The following is a 12516-nucleotide window of genomic DNA, read 5'->3' on the forward strand; positions in this document are numbered from 1 at the left end:
GGTTTGAGGAAATCATGTTATGTTGACTATTTTGGGCTTTTTAAAGCTACTCTAACTAATAATGTAAAGTTTTGTATCGATATTCAACATTTCTGTATTTTAATATATATCTTCTAAGTTGGAATAGTGGATCATCTTCAGTAGCAATCAAAAATAAAATAAAGACTTTTTCTAATGTGTTATTTATCTGCGTAGTTAGTTCTTCCAAAGAAAAATCTAATAGTAATTTTGGTTTTAAGTGCTTGCTAATTTGAATCTTTTTAGTAGCGCTTTTTAACGAACCTACTATTCCAAGCCAATCAGAGCAACGATTTAATGTAGTAATTTTTGTAGTTGATTCAGAATGTAAATATAAATCATCTATTGAGTGAAGATGTTGAAGGACTATTTCTTTGATTTTTTTAGTTTGGATATTTTTGATAAATCTTTGTCTTGCTTCACTAGACTCATTTATGTAAAGACCAAAACGAAAATCGTCTTTTTCAAGAGAAATAAATAAACTGATATAATTAAAATTATTTATTGTTTTTTTCCAGTTTAAATAATAACCAAAAAGGCTCTTATGATAGTACTTTTGTATAGTAGCATTGTGTACATCTAATCTTTCTATAATTTGACCTGTTAGTTGGGCAATCACATGAATATAAATTTGATGAAGAGGTTTTTCAACATACTCTTGAAACTCTTCTTCATGATCTAAATAAAAATCTTTACTTGAATGATTTTTAAATTTTTCAAGAAGTTCAAATGTTTTTGGTGTAAATGGGCACTCTGGATGTGGCGTAACTTCTGTCATCTTTATGGAGACTGTTAACTGAAATTACTATTGTGACAAATTAGACCTAAAATTACCACTACTTAAGAATGCTAGAGAAGTTCCTAGTACATCTGCAACTTGTTAAAATAAGTATTTTTGGTGTTGCGATCGCACTTATACAAGTAACTGGGTTAATGCGATCGCAGTCATTATTTTTTCTTATACATCAACTTTTTCACTTGTTAGTGAAGCTTGCAATCTGTGACAGACATCAAGTACAAACACAGCATCTTCCCAAATCGCACTACCATCACAACGATCAAAGCTAGCTATTATAGTACAAAAATATGCATAAAGTCGAATTTAGTTAACAAAATGAGCTTTGACTTTCTCAAAATGCCTTATGACTTATTCATTTTGGTGTTTTCCGTAAGTAAAATCAACTTTGACTTTCTCAAAATGCCTTATGACTTATTCATTTTGGTGTTTTCCGCAAGTAAAATCAACTTTGACTTTCTCAAAATGCCTTATGACTTATTCATTTTGGTGTTTTCCGCAAGTAAAATCAACTTTGACTTTCTCAAACCCCAGTTTGCTTTCTCATTTCAGTAGTTAGCGCATTCATGACAACGATCGCTATGTAGCAAAAACTATTGCAGATTTGCCGGAATTCTCTCAAGCTGATCTATACGGAAATTTTTTAAGGTAAAGAATATTAACCGTACTAGATTACAAGGTGTAGATCATAGCTCGGAGAAAAAGAACTTCTGTAGTATTAGAAAAAGCAGTGCGCCGTGCGGCTAGCATAAACTCAATTGATCCGAGGTTAGATTTAGGCAATGGACTTACCTTACCTGCTTTCTCAACTCTGATCGAGACGATGCGATCTAAAGAAAATGCTTACAATAGTGCCCTTTCCAGCTTGGATAAGTTGTATCGGGAAATGCTAGAAACAGAAAGCGAGTTGGGAGATATGACAGAACAAATGCTAATGGCCGTTGGAACTCGATATGGCAAAAGCAGTATAGAGTACGGCATGGCAGGGGGAGTTCCTAAAAATCAGCGTCGTAAGGGACAGCGAGAAAAGTCACCAATCAATAATGAGCAACCGTCATTCGTTGCCAGTATGGAGAGCAACAATGGAAAGAAACCAGCAGCAACAACTTAATATATGCTATTCTACACAAAATTTTTTCAAGCAAAAATGATTGCATAGACGCATTCGCAAAGCGTCTGGTAGATATCGCTCTCCGTAAGAAAGAGACGTAGCACTGCTACGTCTCTACTACAACTAAATTTGCATCAGATAAACTTTTATAAAGACTTGATCCTTTCTACGCCGCTGATTTTTGTGTCAACACCTTACGGATTTAAAATAGTTATCAAAATATGGCGGCTATAACTGCGATCGCTAATCTTGTAAATTAGGGAGCCACTGCATTGTTATTCTCAATTAATATCACCTGCTTTGCTTGCCGTTATCAAATTATTGTTTAACAAATTTCTAGTGCGATCGTTGCTCTTGTAGATTGGGTTGACGGTAAAAAGCATCGACTTGCAAAAGTCAATTTTCTGAAAATGAAACCAGAGATGAATACAGATAAACATTGATAATTTATCTATATCCATCTATGATTGTCTGCTTGTGATACCTGGGAATTAAACGATTAGACTTGTTGTATTTCTGGACTACCATCTTCAACCACAAATGAAGCCCGCTTACTAATTGTGCCAAATGGAGTTGTGACGTTTGATAAAACTAGATAGTCTGTTTTGCAGGTTGTAGGAGTCAGCGCACAGCGAACATACCCTCGTTGACTGTTGAAGAACTTAATGTGCGGGTTATCGGGTAAGTAAGCTTCAACATTTGGGGTGGTATCTGCCCCATCGCCACCAGAGGTTATTGAAGTACAGACGAATTCACTCCCGACTGTAGCAGATTCTGGATTATTAAAGTCAGCCTTTAAATTCATTGCCCAGTTGGAATGGATATCGCCTGATAAGACGATTGGATTAAATGGTTTGCGCTGTTCTAAGAAACGCATGAGGCGATCGCGGGAAGCCACATAACCATCCCACTTATCCATGCTATAGGTTCCGCCTTTCCCTGGTTTCATGTCTATCTGAGCAACTACAACTTGCTGGGCTAAAACGTTCCACTTAGCCTGTGAGCTATTTAAACCATCATATAGCCAATTTTCCTGACGCTTGCCAGTAATCGTTGCATTCGGATCTAAATTTTCTGGGCAACGTTCTTTAGTACCATCACCACATGGCTGATCGGTGCGATATTGGCGGGTATCTAGGACATGGAAGGTGGCTAAGTTACCAAAGGAGAGCCGACGGAAAAGTTGCATATCGGCGCCAACAGGACGCGAGAAGGGGCGCAGTGGCATGTGTTCGTAGTAAGCTTGATAGGCAGCAGCCCGCCGTTGGCGGAAGATTGCCCGATTCTGGTCTGGTTCAGTATCGACTTCCGAGATGTCGTTGGCATAGTTGTTTTCCACTTCATGGTCATCCCAGGTAACAATCCAGGGAAACGCTGCATGAGCTGCTTGCAGATTGGAATCAGTTTTATAGAGGGCGTGACGGTTGCGGTAATCTTCCAAAGTCACAATTTCTGCACTGTTATGCTGTCTGGGGCGATTTTTTGAAATTCCTCCTTCATAGATGTAGTCGCCAACATGCACTACTAAGCTGAGGTCGTCCTGGGCAAGATATTTGTAAGCAGTATAGTAGCCCTGCTCATAGTTCTGACAAGAGACAAGGGCAAAGTTTAATTTATTTAAATAGCCACCTGCTAGAGGAGCTGTACGAGTGCGGCCAATGGGGCTAGCATCTTGACCGACAATAAACCGATACCAGTACCAACTATCAGATTGCAGTCCCTCTACCACAACTCGAACTGAGTGAGCTAGTTGTGGAGTTGCAAGTACCGTACCTCTGGAGACAATACGCTTCATATCGGGATCAGTAGCCATTTCCCAGCGAATTGGCACATTAGCAGATGGCATTCCACCTCCGTTTAGGGGTTCGGGAGCTAGACGAGTCCAAATCACTACGCTGGTAGGATAGGGGTCACCTGACGCTACACCCAAAGTGAAAGGATAATTAGAAAATCTGCTTCTAGCAATCGCTCGTTGATGAGAAAATTGGTTAGCGATCGCCAAACCAGACAATGCTCCTGCCCCGATAATTAAGTTGCGTCGTTTGATTCGACTGTGTAGGAACTGCTCAAAATTCCGGTAATCTACCATTTTCTACTCCTGACTAACAGGTAAGTTAAAACGCAGCAACAGCTAACATGAAGAAGGCAGGGTGGTCTTAGGCAAACTTCGTAACTAACTCCCTTACCAAAATCAGGTTTTAATTCCCAATTTTTTCTTCTGGCATCAATGTATTAGATGTTGTTTTGCCAGATAAAAGCATATTACTAAAAGATTAATCCTTGGCAAAGAAAGCGTTAATATCAACTTAACCAAGATTAGATTTTAATCTTTTTCATTGATGCTACTTTTTTCTTAATTATCCAACCAAAACTACAAGCAAAGAGAGCGTCAACTAAAGGTGTAGGTTCAGGTACTTGTGTATAGGAAACTCTACCTGATATGGGTTTAGCATCTGGAGAAGTGCTAGAGAAAATTGTCAAATCCTCACCAATGATTTCGTAACTTATAGAACTGGAAGGATTAGATTTATCGTTGAACAGATAGTCTAATGCTAAAGATGTTTGTCCGGTTGAGAACGTAGTTGGAAATACTAGGGGAAATTCTGGATATTTAGTATCATCTTTTTCAGTGTAAACGGTAGAGTCACCGTCAAATTTGAAAGAGAGTGACTTAATGGTGGCTACGGGATTATCTTCTTTACTGAAAGTTGAGTCATCAAAGCTAAAAAAGCCATTTCCCTTAGTTACGGGACTATCAACTGTGAAAGCGTAATTAATAATTGCAGCAGATACAGATTTGGCTTCTACAGTAGCAAAACTTAAAGTCAAAGTAGCAGCAGCAAGCACTAATTGTGGAACAAATTTCATCTCAGTTTTCCTCACCATAAACTTCTGTAAGTAATGCACAATGCAAGGTATATAAATAGTTTGTTTCTAATTGGCTGATTTCCCAAACGGGTATTCATCACTGATTAGAACAGTGATGAAAATCAATGCTTTTTCCCTTTTTGAGAAAAAGAAACTAGTCTCCAAATAATTGAAGTCGCCCTATTTTAGAATCATGAGTTTAAGGAGACTTTAATTAGAGGTAAAATAAAATTGCGAATAAAAGAGTTAGCAGTTAACTAAAACATTTATATTGAACTGGGGACTGGAGAACAGGTGGCGCTCTCTGGGGATAAGGGGTAATTGGGACTGGTTGTACTAGGAATTAGAAAGATGAGTATATAGATTCATATCTCACCCTAAATGCTGCGTAATCATACTACTGATTGAAATACGGAATGTGGATTATAGAGATTTTATCCGTTCTACGCCGCCCCATATTTCAAAAAACCGTTTAGTTTCAGCTTCTATCTCTGAAATTGTTCTTGGCTGTCCATTTCCAGAACCCGGAAAAATAATATAAACGATATCCTTGGAAATTCCTCGCCTGACTCTTGATTGTACTAATGGATCGTTTCCAACAGCCTGAGACAAAGCTATTGAACCCTCTCCAATCTGGGTTTTAGGGCCAACATCAGCATAAATTGCAAAAGCGAGTTTTTCGTTATTAGTGTTGTAAACAACTGCAAAATCTCCTAATTTAACGCCTGTAGCCTTTCTAAAATCATTATTTCCCGAAAGAACAATATACGGAATCTTTGTTGAATCAACATAGCGACGTGGATCTTGTTTAACAAATCCAGAGTCAAATAATGCAGTCGTAGAAATATAGTATCCAGGATATGGATCGGTACTGCCTTGAATAAATGGATTGCCGTTTTTATCTACAGCTAGTGCCCACCAGTTATCCGAATACCCAGCATTTGCCAAAAAATCAATCCCTGTATCTGCGGGGTGATAAGCATTAGGCGCACCATCAGCATTAATGCTCATACCTGCCTCATAGAAAAATGTAGATTCTCCATTTGCCTGGAAAATAGAAATTTCACCAATTTTAAGAATAGTCTTGATAGAAAATTTTGTGACTGGACTAAGAAATTTTTGAGCTACAAAACCTTCTAAAGTTTTGCCTTCAAGAATAGTTGCCACCTTCCACCACTTGTCATTATCCGAATGTTTAATTTTAGTGACAATATATCCTTTTGGAAGAGATGCTATTTGATTAACTTCGTCAACAATCGGTACTGAACGTATATTTAAACTATCTGAGATTACTTGAAATTGCTGCATAAATTACTCCAAATTTAAAAGTTGAAATTATGAAAATATATTAAGAAAGCCAAATTTTGTGCTGATGCTATTGCTAATATCTAGTCTCAAATTCTGATTTTTCGATGTCGCGCCAGCTGCTACAATAGAGAGTCAGTCAGTTAGGCGGGTAATACCTAATTTTTCTAGAAGGAAGCAAGGCAATACAAAAGAACGAACCCCCGCAATCCACGCCACATCTAGATATCACTTACTAAATCGCTGGATTTAGATCCCCGACTTCTTCAAGAAGTTGCGAATCTAGGCAGCAATTTTTGCTTAAAAAGTAGCATTCCACCTTACAGCCACCTTTGACTTGAAAAAAAATTTAAACAAAGGTGAGTAAGTGAACATCTTGGGAACTATAGAAGCAAATCAAATTAGCACAACTTTCAGCTTCCAGCAATGAAGACTCACTATCTCAGCAAAGCTAAGGCGTTGCCATTACAGATTGTTCTTATTGTTCCCTTTGTGATTCAAATTTTTGCAGCGGTCAGTTTAGTGGGTTATTTGTCCTTTAAAAATGGACAAAGAGCAGTTAATGACCTGGCAGAACAGTTGATAGATCGTAACAGGAACGTAGTGGACGAACACCTCAAGTCTTATCTTTCTGTTCCGCAAACCCTGAATCAGATCAACGCAGATGCTATCCACAGGGGAATATTAAATGTGCGCGATCGCCAAACCCTTGGCAAGTATTTCTGGGATCAGATGCACGCCTATGACTTGACTTATATTGGTATTGGATTAACGACAGGTGAGGGGCTGGGTGCAGCTCGTTATGATGGCAAGACAATCACTATTGATGATTGGACTGCCAAGCCTCCCAATAATGTTTACACTTACGCTACTAACGATCAAGGCGATCGAACTCAAATCAATGCTCGGTGGGATTGGAAAAATTCTCAGGAATCTTGGTATACCCAACCGATCGCTGCTGGTAAACCTATTTGGGCAAAGATTGTAAGTGGAAATTATCCCACCGGTCCCTACATTGCTGCTTCTGCGAGTCGTCCGATTTATGATTCGCAAAATCGCTTGCTGGGAATGATTGCCTGCGATATTCATCTCCTGAAACTAGGCGATTTTTTACGCAATTTGGATATTAGTCAGTCTGGGCGGGTGTTCCTTTTAGAACGTGATGGCACATTAATCGCTACTTCCGGCACTGAAAAGCCCTTTACCTTCGTTAATCAAAAGGTTAAAAGATTGCAGGCGAGCGACAGTTCTGACCCAATAATACAGAAGGTTGTTAGACACCTACAAACTTTTAAAGAGTTTGACTCCATCACCCAAGACACAGATTTTCAACTTGAAATACAAGGAAAACGGCATTTTGTCGATGTTGTACCTTGGCGTGACAAATATGGCTTGGATTGGTTGCTGGTGGTGAGTGTGCCAGAAAACACATTCATGGCACAAATTAACGCTAACACGCAGACCACGCTCGCCCTTTGTTTGGGCGCATTAGTCATTGCCTCAGTGATGGGTGTGTTTACCTCCCATTGGATTGTACGCCCGATTCTGCGCCTGAATCGGGCAAGTAAGGCAATGGCATCTGGCAATTTAAATCAGACAGTAAAAACTAGCAGTATTCGAGAACTTAATACCCTGTCTAACTCTTTCAACTACATGGCAGGACAACTACATGAATCGTTTACGGCTTTAGAGAAAAGCAAGGAAGAACTAGAAGATCGAGTAGAAGAACGTACCACTGAACTTAAAAATACATTAGAGGAATTGCAACGCACTCAATCTCAAATTATTCAAAGTGAAAAAATGTCTAGCCTGGGACAACTAGTTGCTGGAGTCGCACACGAAATTAATAATCCAGTCAACTTTATTCATGGCAACCTCGCCCATGTGCAGGAATATACCCAGGATTTATTAGCACTTATGCAGTTGTATCAGCAATATAATCCCTACCCTGTTGCTGAAATTCAAACTGTTGCTGAAGACATCGATCTGGAGTTTTTGCAGTCAGACTTGCCAAAATTATTGTCTTCTATGAAAGTAGGCACCGATCGCATTCGTCAAATTGTACTGTCGCTGCGAAATTTCTCTCGCATCGATGAAGCGGAATTAAAAAGCGTCAATATTCATGAAGGCATCGACAGTACTTTGATGATTTTGCAGCACCGCCTCAAAGGTAAACCAGAACAACCTGAAATTGAGGTGATTAAAGACTACGACAATGTACCCCCAGTAGAATGCTATGCCGGACAACTTAATCAGGTATTTATGAATATTTTAGTAAATGCGATTGATGCGTTAGAAGAAAATAATACCAAGCGTACTTATCAGGAAATCAAGGACAATCCCAGTCAAATTAAGATTCGCACATCGGTAGTTAATTCAATGTGGTTAGAAGTAGCGATCGCTGATAACGGAGTTGGTATTTCTAAAGAATTTCAGCAACGAATATTCGATCCCTTTTTCACCACTAAACCCATTGGCAAAGGAACCGGAATGGGTATGTCCATCAGCTACCAAATCGTCACAGAAAAACATAATGGTAAACTGGAGTGTTTCTCAACTCCTGGAAAAGGAACCGAGTTTATCATTCAGATTCCCCTGTGGCTAAGGAATGGTTGAACTATAAATTATGGCTGAGGCTTGCGGGAAAAGGAAGATATAAAGAATTTTAGATTATACAGCAGATTTCAATTTGAGGAAGCTGTACTTCATTAACTTGTAAAGTGCTGTTAGTAACAATACTTTTGCTAATTTACGAAGCTTAAACAATGATTTGCGGTTTAGGGCGTAACAGGTTATGACAGTTGAACAGATTTAAAATCAGTAGTCGTGTTTGTTAAAAAATTTATGCAGATAAATCAGGTGATTGAAACTTACGATCGAGGAGCAGTGGATTATGACGCAATTATGAAGCGTTACTGGCACATTGAACGCGAACCCTTAATTGCTTCCTTGCAGCTAAAACCAGGACAAACTGCCCTAGATGCTGCGGTAGGAACTGGTCTTAATCTTCCAGCCTATCCTGAAAGTGTACGTGTCGTCGGTGTCGATCTTTCTGAGAAGATGATAGATGAAGCACGTAAAAAGCCCGTATCCGCAGACATCACTTTCAAGGTATCGGATCTCTGCAATCTTGATTTTTCTGATAATAGCTTTGATGCAGCAGCGTCGGGATTTACCCTGTGTGTAGTTGAAGATCCAGTCCGCGCTCTTGCAGAGATCCTGCGAGTTACTAAGCCTGGTGCCTTGATTGCCATTCTCGATTACTGCAAATCACAAGATCCAGAGATTAAGAAATGGCAAGAATTAATATCTGATAGTACTTCACAGCTAGGTTTTCCGACTGGCAAGATCAAGTGGGATGCATTGATGGATTATAACAAATTGATTTATAATAGCAAGCTTCCCATTGAAGTGCTTGCGGACGATCGCACAGACAGTCCAAATCCGTTTTTATGTGGTTGTCAATTACTGCTTAAAAATTCAAAAAGTTAAAAGCAATAGGATCAATAGACCTCTTGCACATATACAAAATTCGCCCACCCTGCGGGGTCTTGCTACATCTCCCAACCTCTTCTCCCAATTTGGGGAGAAGGGGAGCCAAATTCAAAATCGGCGTTGCAGAACAGTGGGATGAATTGGGGCAAGCAGGGGAGGCAGGGGAAGCAAGGGGAGAATTTTGGAAGTTACTAAATCATCCCGCAACTATGCAACGCCCAAAATCCCTCTGCCAAGCTTGGCAGAGGGATTTTGGGTGAGGGCTTTTGATTCATCCAAGAAGTCCAATGAGTGCGATCGCAGTATGTGCGTTAGAGTTTTACAGGTAGTTTTGAAACAGTTCTAAAACATGTTGCCAAGCATCAGGAGCCGCTTCTGGGTTATAACTTGGGTGCTGGGCTAAAAATGGGTATTGGTCTTTGAAGAATCCGGCGAAGAATCCGTGTCCAGCGTCGTATCGAAATACACGATGATTTATTTGATGTTTTTGGAGTTCTGCTTCAATTTGCTCGTTTTCTTCCTGGGAAACTAATGCATCTCTTGTACCAAAAAATGCATAAATAGTACCTTTAATTTCTGAAGTACGATTAATAGTTGGAGTATCTTCACCATAACTAGCAGTGGTAATCCCACCACCATAAAACGAAGCCGTTGCTTTGATATCCGGTAAAGTTGCAGCCATATAAGCAACATGACCACCAAAACAAAAACCAATGACACCGAGGGCATCATCTTTGACATTAGGTAAAGTTTTGAGGTAAATAATGGTAGCTTGAATATCACTGAATATCTCTTGATATTTTACTTGTTGATAATATTCCAAGCCCAGCCGATAGGCTTCTGGACTATAGCCAATATCTTCAGGGCTAAAATCAGCCTCAAAACCGGGAGCAATACGTTGATACATCGCTGGAGCGATCGCTATATATCCTTGTTTAGCAATTAGTTCGGTGATATCTCGAATATTACTATTAATTCCAAAAATTTCTGGAAAAACTATAACTGCGCCAAAGCTTCCCTTTTGTGATGGTTGAGCTAAATAAGCACCGATTTCTAAATTATTGTTAGGTACTTTGACATAACAAGTGTTAATTTCGATATTTGTTGTTTCTAGCATCTTTGTTTCGACGGAGTTTATAGCAATTCATCTATTCTGACTGTTTTTTAACACCAATGGGCGATGACTACTATAGGCAGAAACACCAAAGTGTTGTTCTGCTCAATAAAGAGAAATTGCTTACCTCAAGTATGACTTTACTGTGATGAGTAAATCGGATGAATTTCTAACTTTTGAATAAAATGCCATCTCAAACTTCTGGAAGATCCCAAGGGTTTTTGATTTGTGCGACCTTACATAAAGTAAGCATAAAAACTCTAAACTAATAATCACAACAAAAAACGATGCCCGATCAAAGTTTTAGAACAGACGTTCCAGAAATTGACTCAACGGAGATTGAAGATAATCGAGCTGCGATCGCCGAAGAACATCGCTCCTTCCTGGAAAAAGTTCAGGTCAAAGGCGGATTTGCAGATCCCTATGATGCAAGGGATTTTACTGAAGTTGTGTTTCGCGTAATGCGCGACGTGATGACCACAGAAGCCAGCGATCGCGTCGAGGCAGAACTGCATACAGAGGCTGTACCTACTGATGAGAAAGCACTCCAGTTTGAAGTGTCCGATCTCTGGAAAGACACCAATCCAATTGTGGGACTTTTGAGCCGGGTTCGTCCACCCTGGAAAGGCTCAGGTATCTTTAATATCGATTCCGATCGCTTCCTGTTCCGAGTTGCTAATGAAAGCGGAATGCCGCGATCGGTTGATCGAGAACAAGCGGTTAAAGCAGTCTTTTCTGCCACCAAAGACGAGCTTTCCGAAGAACGAATTCAGGAAATTGCTAGCTGGCTACCTGACTATGTACGTCAGCTTTGGGAGCAGGCTTAATTAGAAAGTTAAAAAAAGTCAAGCCTGTTTGTGAGTAACGCTCATAAACAGGTTTTCTATATATAAGTTTACCCGACAGCAAACTCTGTATACTGCCGTACATGAGGTGCATGATATGCTATCACAATATCTTGCTTAGGCACTCCCTCCCTCACAAGTTGATCTGCGCTCGCATCCTCCATTCCGTCATGCTGCACCCAAATTTTCCCATTCTTGATATCTATATGCAGCATACAGCCATAAATCCGGGTACTACTATCCTTCCATCCCACATGCACAAGCTGATAGTGGTCTTTTGTAGTATCAAAAATAGTTTGACTTTCTATTGGATCGCTTTCAGAACGCAACTTTGCTCGCGCTGTCAATAATCTCTGAATTAGTTCACGATATAATATTAGCTTATCCATTCTGCAATCTCCTGTTTTTCTGTGTCATACAACAAAGGGGGAATTTTGTTACGGACAATGACCGTTTGAATAAATAGATATCTGAAAAATCGCTTATAAACGTCGAGCGGAACTGCCAAATACAACCGCCGCTCTGGATCATCATCTTCCAAAGCTATGCGGTAGTTAATAAATTGTCCAATAGCAGTATGGAACTCAGAAATCGTTGAGGGTGCCAAAAACGTTTTGATTTCAACTGCAATCTTTTCCTCATCCTTTATCGCTGCTAGCAACAGTTCTGCACCCAAGTCGATGTAAAAATCAACAAACTCTAAATCAATGTGGTACGGATCATGAGTAATTATCCACCCTTCCTTCTCAAGGGCACTTCTAACCAGTTCATGAAACGTATCTCTTGCAGACATCGTAGACAGCTAACCATAAAGATAAAGTCTTTGCCTAAATTCTATCGTGCATCCCACTAAAGCAGTAGCAGGCATACATACGTTCGGCTTTGTATAACCTGAAGGGTATCGCGCAGTCGTTTTTTAGAAAAAAGAATTATATAGACGGCAGTATTATATCACCTCACAACC

13 protein-coding genes are annotated in these 12516 nt (G+C 39.6%); 6 read left to right on the forward strand and 7 right to left on the reverse strand.

Going from position 1 to position 12516, the window contains the following annotated elements:
* Positions 1-55: 55 nt before the first annotated feature.
* Positions 56-796, reverse strand: coding sequence for a hypothetical protein (locus V7K56_RS09525; RefSeq protein WP_334909827.1), 741 nt, complete (start codon positions 794-796; stop codon positions 56-58).
* 68 nt (positions 797-864) lie between these two features.
* On the opposite strand from V7K56_RS09525, the gene V7K56_RS09530 reads away from it, so the two are divergent.
* Positions 865-1086, forward strand: a complete 222-nt coding sequence (locus V7K56_RS09530) for a hypothetical protein (protein ID WP_334909829.1) — start codon at positions 865-867, stop codon at positions 1084-1086.
* Between the two features lie 416 nt (positions 1087-1502).
* Positions 1503-1925 carry a hypothetical protein gene (locus V7K56_RS09535; RefSeq protein WP_334909961.1) on the forward strand — a complete coding sequence of 141 codons (423 nt, stop codon included), beginning with the start codon at positions 1503-1505 and terminating at the stop codon, positions 1923-1925.
* A gap of 499 nt (positions 1926-2424) precedes the next feature.
* Here V7K56_RS09535 and V7K56_RS09540 read toward each other — a convergent pair whose 3' ends face one another.
* The 3 genes from V7K56_RS09540 to V7K56_RS09550 form a co-directional block, all read right to left on the reverse strand.
* Positions 2425-4014: an alkaline phosphatase D family protein gene (locus tag V7K56_RS09540; protein ID WP_334909831.1), complete on the reverse strand. Its 1590-nt coding sequence runs from the start codon at positions 4012-4014 to the stop codon at positions 2425-2427.
* A 227-nt stretch (positions 4015-4241) separates the two neighbouring features.
* Positions 4242-4793: a PEP-CTERM sorting domain-containing protein gene (locus V7K56_RS09545; protein WP_334909833.1), complete on the reverse strand. Its 552-nt coding sequence runs from the start codon at positions 4791-4793 to the stop codon at positions 4242-4244.
* A 423-nt stretch (positions 4794-5216) separates the two neighbouring features.
* On the reverse strand, positions 5217-6101 hold the full coding sequence (locus V7K56_RS09550; protein ID WP_334909835.1) for a glycoside hydrolase family 75 protein: 885 nt from the start codon (positions 6099-6101) through the stop codon (positions 5217-5219).
* 423 nt (positions 6102-6524) lie between these two features.
* On the opposite strand from V7K56_RS09550, the gene V7K56_RS09555 reads away from it, so the two are divergent.
* The 3 genes from V7K56_RS09555 (at position 6525) to V7K56_RS09565 (ending at position 9853) form a co-directional block, all read left to right on the forward strand.
* Positions 6525-8714, forward strand: a complete 2190-nt coding sequence (locus V7K56_RS09555; protein WP_334909837.1) for a sensor histidine kinase — start codon at positions 6525-6527, stop codon at positions 8712-8714.
* 228 nt (positions 8715-8942) lie between these two features.
* Positions 8943-9590, forward strand: a complete 648-nt coding sequence (locus tag V7K56_RS09560) for a class I SAM-dependent methyltransferase (protein WP_334909838.1) — start codon at positions 8943-8945, stop codon at positions 9588-9590.
* A 59-nt stretch (positions 9591-9649) separates the two neighbouring features.
* Complete coding sequence (locus V7K56_RS09565) at positions 9650-9853, forward strand: hypothetical protein (RefSeq protein ID WP_334909840.1); 204 nt, start codon at positions 9650-9652, stop codon at positions 9851-9853.
* Between the two features lie 59 nt (positions 9854-9912).
* On the opposite strand, the gene V7K56_RS09570 is transcribed toward V7K56_RS09565, so the two are convergent.
* Positions 9913-10710 carry a dienelactone hydrolase family protein gene (locus V7K56_RS09570; RefSeq protein ID WP_334909842.1) on the reverse strand — a complete coding sequence of 266 codons (798 nt, stop codon included), beginning with the start codon at positions 10708-10710 and terminating at the stop codon, positions 9913-9915.
* A gap of 284 nt (positions 10711-10994) precedes the next feature.
* On the opposite strand from V7K56_RS09570, the gene V7K56_RS09575 reads away from it, so the two are divergent.
* Positions 10995-11534 carry a DUF2267 domain-containing protein gene (locus V7K56_RS09575; RefSeq protein WP_334909844.1) on the forward strand — a complete coding sequence of 180 codons (540 nt, stop codon included), beginning with the start codon at positions 10995-10997 and terminating at the stop codon, positions 11532-11534.
* 68 nt (positions 11535-11602) lie between these two features.
* Here the strand turns inward: V7K56_RS09575 and V7K56_RS09580 are convergent, their stop codons facing one another.
* Together V7K56_RS09580 and V7K56_RS09585 are read right to left on the reverse strand one after the other, a co-directional pair.
* Positions 11603-11941, reverse strand: a complete 339-nt coding sequence (locus tag V7K56_RS09580; protein ID WP_334909846.1) for a XisI protein — start codon at positions 11939-11941, stop codon at positions 11603-11605.
* On the reverse strand, positions 11929-12345 hold the full coding sequence (locus V7K56_RS09585) for a XisH family protein (protein WP_334909848.1): 417 nt from the start codon (positions 12343-12345) through the stop codon (positions 11929-11931). The genes V7K56_RS09580 and V7K56_RS09585 overlap by 13 nt, the downstream gene beginning before the upstream one ends.
* Positions 12346-12516 lie beyond the last annotated feature (171 nt).

This window comes from Nostoc sp. (assembly GCF_036917535.1).
Classification (GTDB): Bacteria; Cyanobacteriota; Cyanobacteriia; order Cyanobacteriales; family Nostocaceae; genus Nostoc.